The sequence below is a fragment of the Maribacter hydrothermalis genome, from assembly GCF_001913155.1.
In the GTDB taxonomy this organism is placed as follows: Bacteria; Bacteroidota; Bacteroidia; order Flavobacteriales; family Flavobacteriaceae; genus Maribacter; species Maribacter hydrothermalis.
Genome location: NZ_CP018760.1, coordinates 914,666 through 935,945, shown reverse-complemented (window position 1 = coordinate 935,945; position 21,280 = coordinate 914,666). Strand labels below are relative to the sequence as shown.

Genomic DNA, 21,280 nt, shown 5'->3' with positions numbered 1-21,280 from the left:
TACTCTTTGTATTTACTGTAAAAATAAGTATTTGAAATTCGTTTGTCTTAGATTTTAATTAAACGTTTTAGTCAATTGTATCGGCTTTAATTTTAAGTAGAAATGGATTTATTTCAGACTTGTGTCTTTCCATAATACTTTTCAATTTACTAAGTTCAATATCAAGCTCCGCGGATAGTTCTTCATAAACTTTATATGCTCCATTAGTAGGTTTGGCATCGCCATCTTCTATACTTCTACGTAACGATGCTAATCTGTTATTAAGCTTTATTGGAAAGTTTAAAGGGTCCTGACCAGATTGATTTTTTACTTGATACAGTGCTTCTTCAACTTCAGATAATTCATTTAAAAATGGGGTTATTACCGTAGTAAAGTCGTCCGTGTCTATGGTATTTTTAGAATCGGTAAAGGCTTTTTTAAACTCACGGATTCTAATAACAGCATCATTCGCAGCAGTTGTTTTACTCATTATCTTATTAGCAAGTTGAAACTGTTCATCCAAATCTTCTTTGGTTATTCCCTTTAAATTCGGGTCCATTTTTATATCGAAGGAATATGATTTCTCATAATCACCTGTCTTCATTTTAACTTTATATGTACCTAATGGAGCTTTAGGTCCTCTTGCTGGTCTTGCACTCCAAATAATCATACCATCAAAAGTTGTGGCGCCTTTATATCTCATGTCCCAAGTAAAATTATTTATTCCCTTGGCAGTAGTAGGTTTCGTAGATCCACCTTTTAACCAATAGGGTAGGTTAGGGTCTACTTCATATTTTGGTTTGCTTCCCGTAAAAGTGTTAATCAATTTATCATTAGCATCGTATATTTCAAATGTAATGGTGTCTTTTTCTTCCTTTAAATAATATTGGATAGAAGCGTTGGTTAATCCTCTTAAGGCATCTGTCGGCTTAAAAAGAACAGCTTCTTGTTTTTCCATTTCGGGGGTAAACTGTCTAAGTGGTTGTATGTCATCTAAAATCCAAAACCCTCTACCGTGTGTACCTAGAACAACATCATTATCCTTAATGACTAAATCCCTAACAGGGGTATCTGGTAGTTTTAATTGTAGGCTTTGCCATAATTCTCCATCGTTCATTGAAAAATAAACTCCGTGTTCTGTAGCTAAAAATAAAAGACCTTTACGTACAGGGTCTTCACGAACTGCTCGTGCAAAATGACCATCCTCGATACCGTTAATTATTTTCGTCCAAGTTTTTCCATAATCATGTGTTTTAAAAACATATGGTTTTCTATCATCTACCTGGTATCTATTTGCAGCAACATAGAGGGTGCCTGGATTGTGAACAGACTCGTCAATGATACTAACTCTTGAAAATTTTGGTAGATCTTTTGGAGTGATGTCCAACCAATTTTTTCCACCATCTCTTGTTATATGTATTTTTCCATCATCGGAACCAGCCCATATGGTATTAATATCATGGTTAGAAGGAGCAAGAGCAAAGACCGTAGCGTAAATTTCAGGTCCGTTCATATCCATAGTTATTATGCCACCTGTTTTTCCTAAAGTAGTGGGGTCAGCGTATGTTAAATCTGGACTAATTTTTTCCCAAGATTGACCATCATCCGTAGTTTTCCAAACGTGTTGGGAACAGGTATACATTACATTTGAATCTTGTGGGGCAAACATTATGGGGAATGTCCATTGCCAGCGTTCTGGTAAGGCACTTGCGGGTTCCCCGGAGAAAAACCTAGGATATACTTGAATATCTCTAGATTGTCCATTACTTCTATCGTATCTAGTTAATAATGCACCTTGGCTACCAGCATAAAAGATGTCTAGATTATCAGGGTGTTGAGTTATCCATCCACTTTCACCACCACCAACAGCGTACGCCCAACCATCTCCTTGTCCTCTAGCCTGCATATGTTCCCAGCCATCGCTTGGTATAGCTATAGTACTATTATCTTGTTGTGCACCCGCTACATGGTAAGGAATATCGTTAGTTGCCATTACATGATATAGCTGCGTGGTAATATAATCTTCTTCTGTCCATGTTTTTCCACCATTGATACTCACGACACCACCGCCATCATTAGAAGAAATCATGCGTTCTGGATTGTTCGGGTCTATCCATAAATCATGGTTATCGCCATGAGGAACTTTAATTTCAGTATCAAAAGTTTTTCCACCATCTGTAGATTTCCAGAAGTCGACATTAAGTCCGTAGACGATATCTTTATTTAAAGGGTCTGCATAAATCCTTGAATAGTAAAAGGCTCGTTGTCTTAGTTTACGTTCATCATTGGTTCTTTCCCAAGTTTTGCCTGCATCGTCCGAACGGAAAACTCCACCTTCATTTGCTTCTACAATTGCCCAAACACGATTAGAGTCCGCAGGGGAAACCGTAACCCCAATTTTACCTAAAGGACCTTCTGGCATACCGGGATTCTTTGATAGATCTGTCCAAGTTTCGCCAGCATCGGTAGACTTCCACAATTTACAATCTGGACCACCGCCCCACATTTTCCAAGCTTTTCGTTGAACTTCCCAGGTACTAGCATATAATACATTAGGATTGTTACTGTCAATTATTAAATCTACGGCACCTGCTTTATCACTTACATACAATGTTTTATCCCAAGTTTTTCCGCCATTTGTACTTTTAAAAACACCGCGTTCTTCATTATTTCCGTAAGGATGGCCTAGTGCAGCGACATAAACAATATCAGGATTTGTAGGATGTATTCGTATTCTTGAAACCGCTTGCGTTTCTTTAAGGCCTAAGTGAGTCCAGGTTTTACCGGCATCGGTGGTTTTGTATACTCCATCACCTTGGGTAATACTACCTCGTAATTGAACCTCACCCATACCAATATATACAATATCTGGATTGGTTTCTGAAACCGCAACGGCACCTACCGAAGAACTGGTAATTTGACCATCGGTAACCGCTTCCCATTCATTGCCACCATCGGTAGTTTTCCAAAGTCCGCCACCTGTTGCGCCAAAATAATATTCGTTAGGTCTACTAGGGCTACCGGCAGAACCTAAAGAGCGTCCGCCACGAATTGGACCAATATTTCGCCATACTAAATTTTCGTAAAAAGCCTTGTTGAGTGTTGCGTTTTCAGAAATAGTTTTCGTTTGCTCTTTTTGTGCCAAAGTTATACTGCAGGTAGCAGAACATAGAAAAGTAAAAAGGAGAAGAAATTTTGATTTCATGTGGTAATTTTTTGGTGGATATTTTAAATAATTATAAGCCTGAAATTAATAATTTAATTATGCAATTGTGTGCGATTTGTTAATTTTAACGACTTGTTTTTATGGTTAGGGTTTAATTGATAAAACAAAGATTATAAATTGATGTTTAATTTTAAATTAGGAAATAAATCTACTCTTTTTCTATACCTGTATAGAGCTTATGATTTTCATCTGCCCCAGTAATAATGTAAGCGAAAAGGTCGGCTATTTCTTGTTCGTTTAATCTGTTCAAAAGGCCAGGAGGCATTGGAGAGACAGGGGAAAGCTCTCTTTTAGAAATGGCATTTTTGGCGATATTTACAGTGTAACTTTCGTTAAAAGGATTGGGCATTATTACGATGCTATCACCTGCTTCTGATTTAATTCGACCAGCTATTTTCTCATCCTCGCCTAAATGAAATAAGGTATTAGCATATTGATCGGATATTTCGTCGTTAGGACTATAAATAGAAAAAATTAAATCGTAAGTGCTAAACTTCGAATGCGCTTGTGTTAAATCTGGTCCTGCGGCACCACCCTCACCGCGCATTCTATGGCAAAGAATACAGGTTGCTGCGGCAAAAGCGCGTTTGCCATTTTCAATAGAGCCCTTATAATTATCTAATCCGCTCCAAACCGCGTTCTGTATATCATTCCCAGAATAGTTTTTACCGGGACCTATTGGTTGCGGTAGTTCTGCTACGGCACTTGATGGAGAATAAATACCCGAAATTTCTTGAAAATAATCTCTTCTATTTTCGGGAACATGCGTTAATGCTCTCTGTCTAACATTTTCCATATATGCTTTAAAGCTCATACCTCCCTTAGATCCTAGGACATCAAAATACCATAGAAAATAGCGTTTTCTTAAATCTTCGTTCCAACCATTTTCTACGTTACTTAAAAGCATTCCATAAAAAATGGCTTCACTAGGCGGCATTTTTGAAATCACATCTCTAATTAACGGTCCGTATTGTTCACTACGTAAAGTTGCTTCTTCAGATAACATTTCAACACCTTCGGTTACGGTGTTTTGTTCCGTATGGTACTCTAATTGTTCTACTATTTTTTTAGTTATTCCATCGGCATCTAAGAATAATAATAGCTGGGCGGTTTCTTTACTGATGGCACTTTCCTTCGCCGGGAAGGTTGGATTTAGTAATTGAACGATTTTTTTCTTCGTTACGGCCGAAGGCATTCCCATTCTAATGAAATTTAAAGAATAGGCCCTTAATAGTTCCATTTTTAAAGATTGGTCTAAATTGTTAAAGGTAATTCCTAAGAGTTTATTTAATATGAGATCTTGTAAATTAGAAGATGCTTGGTGGTTTAAGGCTATACTACTTTCAATAATTTTTCTACTATCTGTTTCACTTTTATACCGGTTTATCCATGATTCTATTGGTTGATGTTCTAGAACTAACCTTGCCGCGTATCTTATAAACCGATCATTATTGGCTAAATGTTCCCAGGCTAGTTCGGTACCCCTTTCAGAAACTATTTTGTGATACTCTTCTAATTTTTTACGAAGATTTCGAGCTTCGTTCTCTTTAGAATTTGTTGAGTTTATATCCGTGTTTTTTGTACCGGTGTATCTTAGTCGATACAGATGTGAATCTAACCTGCGACCCCCAGTGGCAAAATAAATATGACCATCGTTGCCAGCGACCATATCAGTTAAAGGTAAAGGAGTTCCTGATAAAAACTCTTCTCTATTGGCTTTGTAAGAACTTCCATCTGGTATTAAATCGATAAAATAAACTGTGCCAAAACTCCAGTCCATTGCAAGTAATCCGTTTTTATATTTTATGGGAAGATTTAAATTTGCCGTTGATAAAACAGCCGTAGGTGAACCTTGTTCTAGATTATGAACAGCGGGTAGATTATCTGGATAATATGCAGGCCATTTTCCAGAGCCGGTTCTCCACCCAAATTCACTGCCACTGGTAACGTGGCAAATTCTAGTGGGCCTATACCATGGCATTCCAATATCCCATTCCATGTCCGCATCGTAAGCAAAAAGCTCACCGTCGGAATTGAAAGCCATATCGAACGGATTTCTAAATCCGACAGAAATTAATTCAAAGGAAGACCCATCCGGGTTAAACTTAGTTATCCATCCGCCAGGGGCTTTTACATCATTAGCATGGCCTCTAGCATCTAAAAAGGGTTTAAGTAAATTGTCTTCTCCCCAGTTGGTAGGTATTCGGCTATTTTCTTTTACCCTATCCGGAATTAAAGTGTGATTGCCAGCAATAAAATATACTTCCTTGCCGTCTGGGGACAAAGCAAAACTATGTGGGCCGTGTTCCCCGCTACCTTCTAATTTTAGTAGCATTTTTACAGCATCTAACTGGCCGTCATTATTAGTGTCTGTAATTCTATAAATTCCACTACCATTCTCTTGATCATCGGGTATATCATCATCCCAGTTTTTATTAACTGCAACATACAAGCTATTAAAAGCCCAAAGCAAACCGTGAGCTTCGCCAATTTCTACATCTATTGGTACAACATCTTTTTGAGAAAGCGCAGATCCTATTGCTGGTATTTTAAATTGATAAAGCTTACCATATTGGTCACAAGAATACATGGTGTTACCATCACCTTGTGCTAAAGCCACCCACGAGCCTTGGTCAAAGTTGCTAGGGTGATAAATTTCCTCCAGCTCAAAATTTTGGGGAGTATTAAATTCTACAGGAATTACTTTTACTGTTTCTTTTTTTTCTTCTTCACATGAAAATAGAAGAAGTAACATAAATAATAATAATATGAAGCGGTTGGTGGTTAACATAGGTTCTCTGTATTGGTCTTTTAAAGATACAAAGTAACCTTAAGTAAAATTAATTTAGTTGTCGTAATCCTTCGTAAATTGAAATTGCAACCGCATTGGCTAAATTAAGACTACGTATGTGTTCGCTGTATAAAGGAATTTTTACCGCCTTGTCTGCATTTTCTTCTAATATGGGTTTGGATAGCCCTACCGATTCTTTTCCGAAAACTAAGAACATATTATCTTCAAAATCAATTTCCCAATGATTTTTGGTTGCGGTAGCTGAGAAGAAAATCATTTTTTTGTCATCATGTTCTTTGAAAAATGCATCAACATTTTCGTACATAATTACATTAAGGTGTTGCCAATAATCTAGTCCTGCCCGTTTTAAACGTTTATCGGTAAGTTCAAAACCAAATGGCTTTACTAAATGCAGAGTAGAACCTGTGGCTAGGGCTAATCTACCAATATTTCCCGTATTATTGGGAATTTCCGGCTCAATAAGTACAATGTTAAAGCTCATTATTTTTTAAAGGATTGAAGGTATAAATGTTCCACTTTTTCACGCGCCCATGGTGTTCTGCGTAAAAATTTTAAGCTAGATTTTATTGAAGGATTACTCTTGAAACAATTGATGTTAACCTGACCGGCTAAGTCTTCCCATGAATATTTTTCGGTAAGTTCTTCTAGAATAGTCACTAGTTTTACACCGTGCAGGGGATTGTTAGGTTGAGAATCTGAACTCATGATATTTTTTTTATTTAGTGGAGGCTTTGTTTATTTTTGAAATGCAACGTACATAGAAAGTGCTGGTACTATAATTGTATTTTTTATAAACCGCGTACCTTTAAAATCAAAGGTACTGCCAGAAACAGCTTCTTGCCAAATACCATCAATTTTATAATTTACTTTTTCGTTGGATGCATTATAAATGATTAAAATTTTTTTCCAACTATCATTATTTGCATTACCTTCTAAGGTAAAGGAAACAAGGCTATCATTGGATTTTTGAAATTTTAAATGTTCACGAACTTCTGAAGCATTAGCCATGTAAAAAGCTGGATGTTCTTTCCGTAGTCGAATTAGGTTTTTATAGTATGTGAAAACGTCTTTATGTTCACTTTTCCAATTCCAGTTTATTTGGTTGATGCTATCTGGTAGGTTATAAGAATTATGTTCGCCATTTTTAGTTCTTAGTATTTCTGAGCCTGCGTGTAGCAAAGGAGTTCCTTGCGATGTTAAAACAATTGCATTTGCCAATTTATCCATTGCTATTAATTTTTCTAATTGAGCATCTGGTCTTGAAATTTTAAGTTTATCAAAAAGGGTGTGATTATCATGGCAAGACACATAATTTATAGATTGCCAGGGCTCTGTGGTCCATGGAGCATCTGAGTAATTAACGTTGTTATAATTAACTTCAGGATGTGAAATAGCACCGACTATACCGAATTTAATTGATTCTTGCTTGTTTTTAGCACCACTTATAAAACCTAAACTTTCATCTTCGAAAACGGAACCTTTAAGTCCGTCTCGCAAATCATCGCTAAATGCTGCAATTTTTGGTAACTGTTGCATATGTTTTTTAAGCGCTCGTTTTTCTTCGGGTAACGGTGAATCGTTAGCGGTCCATCCTTCTCCATAAAGTAAAGCATCAGGATTTATTTCACGAACAGCATCGGCTATTTTATTCATGGTTTCAATATCATGAATACCCATTAGGTCAAATCTAAATCCGTCTATGTGATATTCTTTGATCCAATATAAAACAGATTCAAAAATGAACTTCCGCATCATGTGGCGTTCAGAAGCAGTTTCGTTGCCACACGCTGCTGCATCTGAATATGAGCCATCTTCCCAATGACGGTAATAATAACCGGGAACTTCTTGATTAAAATTAGATTCCTCAGTTTTCCCTGTGTGGTTATAGACAACATCCATGATAACTCCTATGCCATTGTCGTGAAAAGCCTTCACCATTTGCTTAAATTCCTTTATGCGTACTTTAGCATTAAAAGGGTCTGAGGAAAAAGAACCTTCAGGAACATTATAATTTTTTGGGTCATAGCCCCAATTAAATTGGGGTGTATCAAGGTTTACCTCATCTATGGAATAATGGTCAAAAGTGGGTAAAAGATGTACATGAGTAATGCCTAACTCTTTAAGGTGGTCAATTCCTGTGTTAATTTCATTAGGTCCTTTAGTGCCAGTTTCTACTAAACCCAAATATTTACCAGGGAATTTAGTTCCGGACTGAGGGTGAATTGTCATATCACGTATATGCAACTCATAAATGACCGCTTCATTTAATTTTTTCAGTGTAGGGGATGTGTCATATTCCCAAAAATTTGGATTAGTGGTCTCCATATCTAGAATCATAGCTCTATTGCCGTTTACGCCTACTGCTTTTGCATAAATTCCAGGAGTTTCATTTAGCCAATTGTTAGATTCCTTAACTTGAAAAGAATAGTAAATTCTGTTTAAATCTTCGTTTACAGTTATTTGCCAAATACCTTGATTTGATTTTATAAGAGAATATATTGCAAATGATTCGGAGTCATTGCCCGTTCTAAATAATCTTAAAACAACCTCCTGTGCATTAGGAGACCAAAGTTTAAACAATGTAGAATCTGTACTGTACTGCGGCCAAAGATTTTCCTGTACAGGCGTGGGATAGCTATTATAGTCGGTAATTGTTTTATGGTTACTATCGCAAGAGTTTAACAACATAAAACCTATTAGAGTTAGTACTAAATATTTCATTAAAAGAGTAGTGATGCTCTAATATAAGGAAAGAATATTAAGAAGTAAAAATCAATGTATAGTAGAAGAAAGATAGATAAAAAAAGAAACTATTATAAATGAAAAACTCCGGTAATCAGCCGGAGTCTATTCATCAATCAAAAAACGAACAGTCATGATAAACTGTTGTTACCGTTAAAATTACAATTAATATGCCATATTACCAATTTAGGGAATATTTAACGTGTAATTTTTATACCTTAATCGCAAAGGATTATTAACCCAAATACGTTTTTAATATTTTACTTCTAGAGGTGTGCTTTAATCTTCTAATCGCTTTTTCTTTAATTTGACGAACTCTTTCTCTGGTAAGATCAAAAGTTTCACCAATTTCTTCTAAGGTCATAGAATGTTGACCGGCAAGGCCAAAATATAAACGAATAACATCTGCTTCACGCGGAGTTAGTGTTTCTAAGGCACGCTCAATTTCTGTACGTAAAGACTCATGTAATAATTCTCTGTCCGGATTTGGAGACTCACCACTACGAAGTACATCATAAAGGTTAGAATCTTCACCATCAATAAGAGGTGCATCCATAGATACGTGTCTACCTGAGTTTTTTAATGATTGCTTTACGTCATCAACAGTCATATCCAATTCTTTTGCAATTTCTTCTGGAGAAGGCATTCTTTCGTGCGCTTGCTCTAGAAAAGCAAAAGTTTTGTTGATTTTGTTGATAGAACCAATTTTGTTCAATGGCAAACGAACGATACGCGATTGTTCTGCCAAAGCTTGTAATATAGATTGACGGATCCACCATACGGCGTAGGAGATAAATTTAAATCCCCGCGTTTCGTCAAAACGCTGTGCTGCTTTAATTAAACCAAGGTTACCCTCGTTAATTAAATCCGGTAAAGTAAGGCCTTGGTTTTGGTACTGCTTGGCAACTGAAACCACGAATCGGAGGTTGGCTTTTGTTAGTTTTTCAAGAGCGATCTGGTCGCCTGCCTTGATACGTTGTGCCAACTCTACTTCTTCATCAGCGGTAATCAAGTCCACTTTTCCAATTTCTTGTAAGTACTTGTCCAAAGATGCGGTTTCCCTATTGGTAACCTGTTTTGTAATCTTAAGCTGTCTCATTAAAATAAATTAAGTTCAATTTGCATAGACTGCATATACTTATACGTAAAAATCTTCCGAATGTTACAATTGGGTAAAAAAAAGTTCATTTTTCCGATGAACTGCATAAAAAAAGCCCCAACATATATGTCGAGGCTTTCTTTTAAAACTTACAAAAAGTTAATCTCTTCTTGGTTTTCTATCGCGATTACGATCGTTTCCACGACGGTCATCTCTTTTTTTGTCATCACGTGGCGGTCTTTCCTTAAAACCTTCGGGTTTAGGTAAAAGTGCTTTACGAGATACTTTCTCTTTTCTTGTTCTTGGGTCAAGACCAAAATATTTAACATCAAAAACATCGCCCATGTTTACAACATCGGTTACATTTTCTGTTCTTTCCCAAGCTAATTCAGAAACGTGAAGTAATACTTCATTTCCTGGGGCATCCATATATTCAACAACAGCTCCAAAATCTAGCATTTTGATAACTTTTACTTCGTATACACTACCAACAGCAGGTTTAAACAAAATAGAATCTATTTTCGCCATAACCGCATTGATGCCTTCATTACCAACACCTAAAATTTCTACGATACCTTCTTCCGTAACTGGGTCCTCGTTTATAACGATAGTGGTTCCAGTTTCTTTTTGCATTTCCTGAATTACTTTACCACCTGGTCCTATTAATGCACCTATGAATTCGTTAGGAATACGTCTGGTAATCATTTTAGGAGAATGTTCTTTTACATCAGCATTTGGTTTAGCGATAGTATCGGTCAATTTCTCTAAAATGTGTAAACGACCGTCTCTTGCTTGTTTTAGTGCATTTACTAAAATCTCGTAAGACAAACCTTTTACTTTAATGTCCATTTGACATGCAGTGATACCATCAGCAGTACCAGTAACTTTAAAGTCCATATCTCCTAAGTGATCTTCATCACCAAGAATATCTGAAAGAACAGCATATTTACCAGATTCTGCATCAGAAATTAATCCCATTGCAATCCCAGAAACTGGTTTTTTTAATTGAACACCAGCATCCATTAATGCCATTGTGCCAGAACATACTGTTGCCATAGAAGAAGAGCCGTTAGATTCCAATACCTCGGAAACAACACGTACCGTATAAGGACAATCAGCTGGCACCATACCTTTAAGGGCACGTTGCGCTAAGTTACCATGACCAACCTCTCTACGAGATGTTCCACGAATAGGTCTTGCTTCACCTGTAGAGAAAGGAGGGAAGTTGTAATGTAAATAAAAACGCTCCTCACCTTCTTGAGAAGGCATGTCTATTTGGTTGGCATCTCTAGAAGTACCTAAGGTAACTGTTGCCAAAGCCTGAGTTTCTCCTCTTGTGAAAATTGCTGAACCATGAGTAGAAGGCAAGTAATCAACTTCGCACCAGATAGGTCTAATGTCTGTTGTTTTCCTACCATCTAAACGTAAACCTTCGTTTAAAGTAAGGTCACGTACAGCAGCTTTTTCTGCTTTATAGTAATACTTAGATATAAGAGAACCAAAATCTGCTTGTTCTTCTTCTGAAAAAGAAGCTTTAATTTCTTCTTTAATATCGTCGAAAGAAGCACTTCTTTCGTGCTTAGCTGAACCGGCTTTTGCCACAGCATAAACTTTATCATAAGCTAAATTGTGAATTTTCTTAGCTAAATCGGCATCTTCTCTTTCTGGAGCGTACTCACGTACTTCTTTTTTACCAAAAGCTTCAGCTAATTTTAACTGAGCGGCACATTGAACTTTAATGGCTTCATGAGCAAATTTAATTGCTTCTGTCATTTCTTCTTCAGAAATTTCATTCATTTCACCTTCAACCATCATTACAGAATCGGCAGATGCGCCAATGACCATGTCAATATCACATTCTGCTAATTGAGCAAATGAAGGGTTGATAATAAACTCACCGTTAAGTCGACCTACTCTTACTTCAGAGATAGCACACTCAAAAGGAAAGTCTGAAAGTTGAATAGCTGCAGATGCGGCTAAACCTGCCATAGCATCTGGCATAACTTCTGGGTCATGAGACATTAATTGAATCATAACTTGTGTTTCTGCATGGTAATCTTTTGGAAATAATGGACGTAAAACACGATCTACCAAACGCATAGTCAATACTTCACCATCACTTGGTCTTGCTTCTCTTTTAAAGAAACCACCTGGGTAACGACCAGCAGCTGCAAATTTTTCGCGGTAATCTACCGTTAGTGGAAGAAAGTCCACATCGCTTTGTTTGTAATTGGAAACAACTGTACATAATAACATACATTTTCCTGATTGAACTACAACAGAACCGTGGGCCTGTTTTGCCAATTTTCCGGTTTCGATAGAAATTTCTCTACCGTCCCCAAGGTCAATGACCTCTTTAAATACTTTTGGAATCATAAATTTTGATTAAAATCTGCGTGCTGCAAATTTGTTAAACAATGGTCTTTCCGACAAAATTTCTCTGGTCGGAGTTGTTGTTGTGTTGTTGTGTGGACCAATGAAAAACCGTGTGTAGCTTTTTGTTCACCTTTACCATATTTTGGCTATATCTCCTAAGGCACGGAGTAATTATAAAAAAGGGGATAGTTAACTATCCCCTTTTTTGCAATATTATTTTCTAATACCAAGCTCTTTAATAAGCTCTCTGTATTTTACAATATCTTTCTTTATCATATAATCAAGAAGACTTCTTCTTTTACCTACCAGTTTTACTAATGAACGTTCAGTGTTATAGTCTTTATGATTTTTTTTCAAGTGACCGGTCAAGTGATTGATTCGGTGTGTGAATAAAGCAATTTGGCCTTCTGTAGAACCAGTATTCTCTGCTTTACCGCCGTGTTTCTTGAAAATTTCGGCTTTTACTTCTTTTGTTAAATACATTCCAATATTAATTTAAATGATTTTTATGTACATGATTGATTTTCAATCAGGGCGCAAAGATACTCTTTTTTTGAAATAGTTTTGTATTTCAAAAAAAGAAAAATGGAGAACTTAATTATGACCTTACTGGGTTATTCTGAATTAAGTCAATATATAAGTTTACTTTCTTCTTTAGGTCTCTTCGATGTGATATAAAATCTAAGAAGCCATGCTCCAATAAAAATTCTGAAGACTGAAAGCCTTCTGGTAAATCCTTACCTGTAGTGTCTTTTACAATACGTGGGCCTGCAAAACCTATAAGAGCACCTGGCTCAGCAATATTTATATCGCCAAGCATTGCATATGACGCTGTAGTACCACCAGTAGTTGGGTCGGTACAAAGAGAAATATATGGTAAACCTGCTTCAGATAATTGAGCAAGTTTAGCAGAGGTTTTTGCAAGTTGCATAAGCGAAAGAGCAGCTTCCATCATACGTGCTCCACCAGACTTGGAAATCATCATAAAAGGAGTTTTCTTTTTAATGGCGTAATCAATACCACGTGCTATCTTTTCACCAACAACACTTCCCATAGATCCGCCAATGAATTTAAAATCCATACAGCATATTACGATATCTTTTCCAAAAGATTTTCCGTACCCTGTTCTAACAGCATCTTTAAGTCCTGTTTTTTTCTGGGCAGCTTTTAAGCGTTCACCATATTTTTTTGTATCCTCAAATTTTAAAGGGTCTTTAGAAGAAAGTTTTTCATCAAGTTCGGTAAACTTATTGTTGTCGAACAAAATTTCAAAATATTCTTTACTGCCAATCCTTACATGGTAATCATCTTCTGGGCTTACGTAAAAGTTTTTAGCAAGATCATCTGACTCAACAATTTTACCGGTAGGTGATTTATACCAAAGGCCTTTTGGTGTGTCTTTCTTCTCTTGGGTAGAGGTTTGTATTCCTTTTTCTTTTCTTTTAAACCAAGCCGTCATATCGTCCATTTTCTGGTTATCCTAAAGTTTTATAGCGTATTCACGTTGTTTAAATCTTCGAAAGCTTTTTTTAAACGCTCAATAAAAGCTGTTTCTCCTTTTCTTAACCAAACTCTTGGGTCGTAATATTTTTTATTAGGTTCGTCAGCTCCTTTAGGGTTGCCAATTTGTGATTGTAAATAGTCTTTATTATCCTGTACATAGTCACGAACACCAGCTAGGAAAGCATATTGTAAATCAGTATCAATATTCATTTTTATAACACCGTAACTGATGCCTTCTCTGATTTCTTCTACAGTAGATCCAGAACCACCATGGAATACAAAATCGATATGATTATGCTCAACATTGTATTTTTTAGAAATATGCTCTTGTGAGTTTTTAAGAATTTTTGGAGTTAATTTCACATTACCTGGCTTATAAACACCGTGTACATTACCAAATGCTGCGGCGATTGTAAATCTAGGGCTTACTTTAGAAAGTTCTTCGTAAGCGTAAGCAACTTCTTCTGGTTGGGTATATAATTTAGAATCATCTACGTCAGAATTATCAACACCGTCTTCTTCACCGCCAGTAATACCTAATTCAATTTCTAGCGTCATGTTCATTTTACTCATGCGCTTCAAGTATTCTTTACAAATTTCAATGTTTTCTTCTAAAGGCTCTTCAGATAGGTCGATCATATGCGAGCTGAATAGAGATTTGCCAGTATCTGCAAAGTGTTTTTCACTAGCATCTAAAAGTCCATCAATCCAAGGTAATAATTTTTTAGCACAGTGATCCGTGTGTAAAATAACAGTTGCACCATAAGCTTCTGCTAATTGATGAACATGTTTTGCACCAGCAACAGCACCTAGTATAGCGGCTTTTTGACCATCGTTAGAAAGGCCTTTACCCGCGTTAAACTGAGCGCCACCATTAGAGAATTGTATAATTACAGGAGCATTTAAGCTTGCAGCCGTTTCTAGAACACCGTTAATAGTATCTGATCCAATAACGTTTACTGCGGGTAATGCAAAACCCTTTTCTTTAGCGTAGTTGAATATTGCTTGAACTTCGTCTCCGGTTGCAACGCCCGGTTTAATATTATGAGCCATAACTTAGTGGTCTTTTAGTTTCTTAAAAAAGTGAAAAACAAAAGTAATAAAACAATTATATTTAAAAAGGATAGTTGATACCTATTTGTAATACGGAATTAGCAAAATTATAATCTCTAAACCATCTTTCTGATTGTATTTCAGCTGGGTTATATGTTTTAAAGCCTAAATCTAATCTAAAAAGAAAATAGGTAAAGTCATATCTTAGGCCTAAACCAGTTCCTAATGCAATATCTTTTAATGAATCTATACTATCAAAAGTAGCAGCTGAGTCTTCAACATTATCCAGAACATTCCAGATATTGCCTACATCGGCAAAGATAGCCCCTTTAATGTCGCCAACTATAGGAAATCTATATTCTAAGTTTGCTGCTATTTTTAAATTAGCTTCATTAAAGTCATTGACTGCCGATACACTCCCGGGGCCTAATGAATATGGAAACCAGGCTCTGTTGTCATTGGAGCCACCTGCAAAATAACTTCGTACAAATGGTATGTTGTCAGAATTCCCATAGGGTATTGCTATGCCTAAAAATACCCTGGCTGCTAAGACATTTGAACGGGATAAATCCCAATATTTCACGTATTCAAATTCGTTCTTTATATATTGAGAAAAGGGCACTCCAAAAACTAATAATTGTTCTTGGTCATTTTTATTAAAGGGTACAACGGATGAAAAAGCAGATAATAGATTGCCGGCACTTTCAATTTTCCAACGAAATTGATAAAAAGTATTATCTATAATTCCGGTTCTGTTGGTTTTGTTGAAGGTGTAGTTGGTTGTGAATATTAAATTATTCTCTGTGAGTCGCTTTCGTCTTTCTTCAATTAAAACCACATTGTTGAAGTCTTCCGTTGTGGATGAAATGGTTCTGTTTTGGATAGCATCTATAAAACCCGTAGTACCAACGGGAATAATTAATTTTGGATTAGTTGCATCAGTATTACTTTCAAAAAACTCAGACAATGAAGGTTCATTTTCATAGTTGTCGGCAATATCATCTAATCTTTCATAGGTATTATTGTATACATTGAAAAAGCGATTACTGTTAACATTTCTAACAAATTGTATATTTAAAAGTTCTACATTATGATTTACAAAATCGCTAGGTACCCAGTTGTAACCTAAAACGGTATTGAATGTTTGTTTATCTAGCCCAATATTATTTTGAAAACTTGTACCTATGGCTACTCTAGTTTTAGGTAATGTGTAGTTGGGTATTATTCTAGAAGTATTGATAAACGGAAACCAAATACGAGGAAAATCTAAAGTTATATCGCCTCCAAACTCTGAAAAATAATTTGCTTCAAAAGTATTGTTACTTAAAAGGCCATAAGCTCCATCTGCGGAGATGCTTAAATTCTCGGCTCCCTTGAAAATATTTCTAATAAGCAGGGTAGTGCCGATACCAACACCTAATCTTCGTAGATTGGATCGGCTAACTTCAAAATTAGTGCCTAATGAATATTTAGATTTAGGTGCTAGGTAAATATTAGTATTTACATTATTACTAGTGCTATCTGCCTCAAATATAATATTGGGGTATTTAAAAATATTAAGTGCATTCAATTGTCTTGAAGTTCTTATTTTATCTACATCTCTATAAATACTGTCTTTCTTAAAAAAAATGGCATTTGCAAGTGTTTTTGGCTTAATGTCAAAGTTTTTTGAATAATGTATGGTGTAGTTTCGGTAGTCTATAGTGTAAATGGAATCGTTTATATGCGTAGAGAGATAATCAGTGTAAATATTAATTTTATTGATTTTTTCAACTTTATATGCCGATGTTGTTACTTCATTTTCACCTCTTGTTTTTAAATCACCAATATTAAGTGTGATATTCATTTTTTGATCATCTGCAGATTTGGTGGTATCTCTTAGAATATCAAAAGTAATTGAGCTTTCTTGAAAGTTTCTAATTCCATTATTTCTAAAAATTCCTGTAAGTCTTTCGCGCTCTTTATTAAAGTTGGAAAGATTGAACTGCTGCCCTTCTTTTACTAAAGAATTGGCGGAGTTTAGAAAATATAAAGAATCAATTGCTGTAGATAAAATATTATTTCCAAGAGAGTCTATCATATAAGGGTCTCCAAGTTTTATATGATAATTGATTTTTGCCTTTTTGTTCTGTTTGGTAGTGTCGATTTCATAGGTTGTATTGTTTGTGAAGTAGCCCATACCTTGATAGAAGGCACTTAACCTTGCTAAGCTTAAGCGTGTTCGTGTAGTATCTAAAACAGTTGGGGCTTCGCCAATATCCTTTAGCCAATTGCTTAGGCCTTTAACTGCAAAAGATTCACCTAAACGATTAACCTGTTTGGCGGATAATAGTTTTGTCAATCTATTTTTTCTATTTTCTTTTTTGTACAACCAAGCGTTAAAAGAGGAGTCTGGATTTTCTTTGGCTAAATTGTAAAGGTTAAGTCTTAAGGGGTATCCAAGTACAGTTGAATTAGGTTTTTGGTATATTAAACTTTGGAGTTCTTCGTTGTTAACTTTTATAGAATCTGCGTAAATAGTGTTTTTAATCACCAAATATTCATCATCCTCAACTTTTTTAAGTGAGTTACAGGATAGCAAGACTATTGCTAGTAACGATAATAAGCTTAATTTAGCCATGTTGTTTTTGGAGCAGAATCCCATCCTCATAGAAATCAAAAATACATTATTTGAATGGTTGTCAAAAGTGAATTGAAACTTATCAAAAGTCTACAGCAAAAAAAGTGCCGAATTGAACATGGACTTTTTGTTGTTGAGGGGAAAAAGACCATAGAGGAGGTTGTTAATTCAACTATAAAGCTGCATAAGATATTTGCAGTAGATTCAAATGGGTTAGTATTAAAAGGGGTAAAGGTTGATAAAATTACTACTAAAGAATTAAACCAAATAAGTAGTCTAAAAAATCCTAATGGATATTTAGGGGTTTTTTATATTCCAGAAAAACTAGATCAAATATATTCAAATTGGATTTTAGTCCTTGACGGTGTACAGGACCCTGGAAATTTAGGTACAATAATACGTTTATGCGATTGGTTTGGGATTACTGATTTAGTATGTTCCAAAGATACTGTAGATTGTTATAACCCAAAAGTATTGCAGGCAACTATGGGTTCAATAACTCGGGTGAATATTCATTATTTAGATCTTGAGAGTTATTTAAATGCCACAAAACTACCTGTGTATGGCACGTTTATGGATGGCGTTACTATAAATAAGTCAAAATTACCCGATAAAGGAATTATGGTAATGGGTAATGAAGGAAAAGGAATTTCTGATACGGTTACTAAACTATGTTCTTATAAATTAACGATTCCTCAATTTGGTGGTGTTACCACAGAGAGTTTAAATGTAGCCTCTGCAACCGCAATCTTACTTCACGAAATTAGAAAGTAACTAGAAATTGTTTATCGAAATTTTTAACTTTTGCTAATTGCTACTATTTATTCGAACGTAAAGTTTATAAAGATTCCTCTGGTCTTTAGGGATTCTATATTTCCTGTCCATGGACTATTTGGGTCTATATCGGGCACTAATTCGTCAGTAATGGCAAAAACGCCGCGTATAGAAGGTGTAAATTTGAAATATTCCAAATAAAAATCTATACCAAAGCCAAGTTCGTAGTTGTACACCCATTTTTTCATTCTAAATGTACCAGAGCTGTTGTCGTCTAAACTTTCTTCATTACTTCCTAAATTAAGACTTCGCGATCCGCCCCCTAGAATAAAAGGCTTAAAATTTCCAAATCTTCTAGTGCTGGCTTTAAGTAAAATAGGAAAATTAATATAGGTAGATTTTACTTCTCTTAGCGCATCTCTTTGGTCGTCAAAACCAGGAAATCCCATAAGTCTTGATCCATAATGTAAGCCAGGTTCAAATCGTACATCTAAAAATTCATTTAATCGTACTTCTCCAATAAGGCCTACATTGAAGCCAAAACTTTTGCTAACCAATATTTCGGGTGCATTCTCTTTGTACTCAAATTTAAAATCATATTGGTTTAAACCTAAAAAATATCCCCAGTTTAGGAGTTTTTTATCTTCGTTTTGTTTATTCAATATTGGGTTTTCATTGAATTGAGCATTCAACGTATTCGCCATCAATAAAAGTATAAGGCTAATAAACAACCATTTCTTCATACATTCTGCTTTACGATTGTTAATCACCAATAAATTGCAAGCTTTTTAGTGCAATGGTTTTGCTTTTTTTGCAATATATATAGATGCTACCCCAAATGTTTGAGGTTTATTCGTTACATCTATAAACCCAATTTCGCGTAAAATATTGTTGAAGTTTTCGCCATGTGGAAAAACGGAGGCTGATTCACTTAAATAGCCGTAAGCAGAATCGTCTTTAGAAAATAGTTTGCCAATTAGCGGAAGAATATTTTTAGTGTAAAATTTATAACCTTGTTTGTAAGGTGTTCTTGTTGGTACAGAAGTTTCTAGGACTACCAAAGAACCATTAGGTTTTAAGACACGGAGTATTTCTGCCATGCCTACTTCTAATGTTTCAAAATTTCGAACACCAAAGGAGACCGTAACTGCATCAAATGTGTTATCATCAAAACTAAGGTTTTCACTATCGCCAACAACCATTTCTATGTTTTGGTCTAAATTTTTAGATTTTACTTTCTCTTTCCCAATTGCGAGCATTCCAGGAGAAATATCCAAACCTACTATTTTTTTGGCACCAGTATCTACAAGAGCTATGGCAAGATCACCAGTGCCCGTAGCAATGTCTAAAATTGAAGATGGATGTTCTTTTTTTAGGAGTTTAACAACTTTTTTTCGCCATTTAATATCAATGCCAAATGAGATGACTCTATTTAATCCATCATAATTCTTAGAAATAGTATCGAACATTTTTGTTACCTGTTCTTTTTTTCCCAAGTTAGAATCTTTATAAGGCGTTACTTTGCGAGACATTTGTGCATTTTTTTTGCAAATATACAATATAGCAAATGCTTAATTCCATTTTAACTAGATAGGATGGTCATTGATAGGTTAAAGACTTGAAAATAAATAATAAACTAATTTAATTATGTAATTTTGCCTCTTAATAATTGCTATCCCTTCCAGTAATCTTTTATAAAAAATGTAAGAAGAATATTGAATGATTGTTAGCGGTCTAATAAAATAAATGAAGATTATAATTGCTGGTGCAGGGGAAGTAGGCTTTCATTTAGCTAAGTTGCTTTCTTATGAATCACAGGATATTACTTTAATAGATAGTCAAAAAGAAAGTCTTGCTTACGCAGACAATCATTTAGATATACGTGTTTTAAAAGGTGATGCTACTTCTATTTCTGTATTGAAAGATGCTCAGGTTCAAAATTCCGATCTAGTTATTGCGGTAACTTCTTCTGAAACAACAAATATTACCTTATGTATGTTGGCAAAACAATTGGGTTGTAAACGAACTATCGCTAGGATTTCGAATACTGAATTTATAAATCATAAAGAAGTGTTGAGGTTTTCGGAATTGGGAATCGATGAATTAATTTCACCAGAAGCGCTAGCTGCTACTGAGATACAAATGTTGCTGAACAAGTCTGCATTCAATGATACCTACGAATTTGAAGATGGTGAGTTGATAATGGTTGGTGTGTCTCTTTTAAAATCTGCTCCTTTTGTGGGGAAGATGGTGAAAGAAGCGGCTAAAATATTCCCTACTTTGCATTTTATGCCAATTGCCTTACAAAGAACGGGAACACAATATACGGTAATACCACGTGGAGATACGTTGTTTAAAGAGGGCGACCAGGTTTATTTTATTACTGTTAAAGAAGGTGTAGATGAGCTTTATAAGCTTACAGGTAAAAAGAAAGCTGAAATTAAGAATGTAATGATTTTGGGTGGTAGTAAAGTTGGTTATAAAACTGCTCGCGACCTTTGTGCAAATAATTTTAATGTAAAGCTTATTGAGAAAAATAAAGAAAAGGCCTTTGATCTTGCAGATGACTTGCCCAATGCTTTGGTAATTAATGGTGACGGTAGAAATGTAGAGTTACTAGATGAAGAAAGTTTAGAATCTATGGATGCCTTCATTGCGGTTACAGGTAATTCAGAAACTAACATTATGTCGTGTTTGGTGGCAAAGTCAAAGTATATTAAAAAAACTATAGCTTTGGTTGAGAATATGGATTACTTTCAACTTTCTCATTCTATTGGTATTGACACTTTAATAAATAAAAAGTTACTTGCTGCTAATAATATTTTTAGGCATATTAGAAAAGGAGAGGTTGTTGCATTAATGCGTTTAAACAATTTAAATGCAGAAATCTTGGAGTTTATTGTAAAAAGAAATTCTAAAGTTACAGATGCAACAATTAGAGAATTGGATTTCCCAAAAGCGGCGACTATTGGAGGTGTTGTTAGGGATGGTGTAGGGCATATTGCTCTTGGAGGCTTTAGAATACAAGAAGGTGATCGAGTTGTAGTTTGTTGTTTGCCATCTGAGATTTCCAAAATTGAACGAATGTTCCAATAA

At 35.4% G+C, this 21,280-nt stretch carries 15 protein-coding genes; 2 read left to right on the top strand and 13 right to left on the bottom strand.

Annotation, left to right across the window (positions count from 1 at the left end; genetic code table 11):
• Nucleotides 1-67 precede the first annotated feature (67 nt).
• The 11 genes from BTR34_RS04015 to tamL form a co-directional block, all read right to left on the bottom strand.
• Entirely contained in the window at nucleotides 68-3,184 is a 3,117-nt protein-coding gene (locus BTR34_RS04015) for a VPS10 domain-containing protein (protein ID WP_068482273.1), read from the bottom strand.
• Between the two features lie 169 nt (nucleotides 3,185-3,353).
• On the bottom strand, nucleotides 3,354-5,960 hold the full coding sequence (locus BTR34_RS04010; protein ID WP_235843161.1) for a c-type cytochrome: 2,607 nt from the start codon (nucleotides 5,958-5,960) through the stop codon (nucleotides 3,354-3,356).
• A gap of 85 nt (nucleotides 5,961-6,045) precedes the next feature.
• Nucleotides 6,046-6,498, bottom strand: a complete 453-nt coding sequence (locus tag BTR34_RS04005; protein ID WP_068482280.1) for a tRNA (cytidine(34)-2'-O)-methyltransferase — start codon at nucleotides 6,496-6,498, stop codon at nucleotides 6,046-6,048.
• On the bottom strand, nucleotides 6,498-6,722 hold the full coding sequence (locus BTR34_RS04000; RefSeq protein ID WP_068482283.1) for a VF530 family protein: 225 nt from the start codon (nucleotides 6,720-6,722) through the stop codon (nucleotides 6,498-6,500). Before BTR34_RS04000 ends, BTR34_RS04005 begins: the two co-directional genes overlap by 1 nt.
• Nucleotides 6,723-6,752: 30 nt before the next feature.
• Nucleotides 6,753-8,738 carry a type I pullulanase gene (gene pulA, locus BTR34_RS03995; protein ID WP_068482286.1) on the bottom strand — a complete coding sequence of 662 codons (1,986 nt, stop codon included), beginning with the start codon at nucleotides 8,736-8,738 and terminating at the stop codon, nucleotides 6,753-6,755.
• Between the two features lie 256 nt (nucleotides 8,739-8,994).
• Nucleotides 8,995-9,858 carry a sigma-70 family RNA polymerase sigma factor gene (locus BTR34_RS03990; protein ID WP_058106041.1) on the bottom strand — a complete coding sequence of 288 codons (864 nt, stop codon included), beginning with the start codon at nucleotides 9,856-9,858 and terminating at the stop codon, nucleotides 8,995-8,997.
• Between the two features lie 159 nt (nucleotides 9,859-10,017).
• A complete protein-coding gene (locus BTR34_RS03985; RefSeq protein WP_068482290.1) occupies nucleotides 10,018-12,234 on the bottom strand; it encodes a polyribonucleotide nucleotidyltransferase in 2,217 nt (738 codons plus the stop codon).
• A gap of 213 nt (nucleotides 12,235-12,447) precedes the next feature.
• A complete protein-coding gene (rpsO, locus tag BTR34_RS03980; protein WP_068482293.1) occupies nucleotides 12,448-12,717 on the bottom strand; it encodes a 30S ribosomal protein S15 in 270 nt (89 codons plus the stop codon).
• A 115-nt stretch (nucleotides 12,718-12,832) separates the two neighbouring features.
• The gene (gene accD, locus BTR34_RS03975) at nucleotides 12,833-13,693 is read right to left on the bottom strand and encodes an acetyl-CoA carboxylase, carboxyltransferase subunit beta (RefSeq protein WP_068482417.1); all 861 of its coding nucleotides are present in this window, start codon (nucleotides 13,691-13,693) and stop codon (nucleotides 12,833-12,835) included.
• A 29-nt stretch (nucleotides 13,694-13,722) separates the two neighbouring features.
• Nucleotides 13,723-14,790: a class II fructose-bisphosphate aldolase gene (fbaA, locus tag BTR34_RS03970; protein WP_068482297.1), complete on the bottom strand. Its 1,068-nt coding sequence runs from the start codon at nucleotides 14,788-14,790 to the stop codon at nucleotides 13,723-13,725.
• Between the two features lie 61 nt (nucleotides 14,791-14,851).
• Nucleotides 14,852-17,410, bottom strand: a complete 2,559-nt coding sequence (gene tamL / locus BTR34_RS03965; protein ID WP_235843162.1) for a translocation and assembly module lipoprotein TamL — start codon at nucleotides 17,408-17,410, stop codon at nucleotides 14,852-14,854.
• Nucleotides 17,411-17,464: 54 nt separating this feature from the next.
• Between tamL and BTR34_RS03960 the strand changes: the two genes are divergently transcribed.
• Nucleotides 17,465-18,184 carry a TrmH family RNA methyltransferase gene (locus tag BTR34_RS03960; RefSeq protein ID WP_068482302.1) on the top strand — a complete coding sequence of 240 codons (720 nt, stop codon included), beginning with the start codon at nucleotides 17,465-17,467 and terminating at the stop codon, nucleotides 18,182-18,184.
• A gap of 47 nt (nucleotides 18,185-18,231) precedes the next feature.
• Here the strand turns inward: BTR34_RS03960 and porT are convergent, their stop codons facing one another.
• Together porT and ubiE are read right to left on the bottom strand one after the other, a co-directional pair.
• Nucleotides 18,232-18,927, bottom strand: a complete 696-nt coding sequence (gene porT, locus BTR34_RS03955; RefSeq protein ID WP_068482304.1) for a type IX secretion/gliding motility protein PorT/SprT — start codon at nucleotides 18,925-18,927, stop codon at nucleotides 18,232-18,234.
• 45 nt (nucleotides 18,928-18,972) lie between these two features.
• Entirely contained in the window at nucleotides 18,973-19,716 is a 744-nt protein-coding gene (ubiE, locus tag BTR34_RS03950; protein ID WP_068482307.1) for a bifunctional demethylmenaquinone methyltransferase/2-methoxy-6-polyprenyl-1,4-benzoquinol methylase UbiE, read from the bottom strand.
• A gap of 214 nt (nucleotides 19,717-19,930) precedes the next feature.
• Here ubiE and trkA point away from each other — a divergent pair, with 214 nt between their 5' ends.
• Entirely contained in the window at nucleotides 19,931-21,280 is a 1,350-nt protein-coding gene (trkA, locus tag BTR34_RS03945; RefSeq protein WP_068482310.1) for a Trk system potassium transporter TrkA, read from the top strand.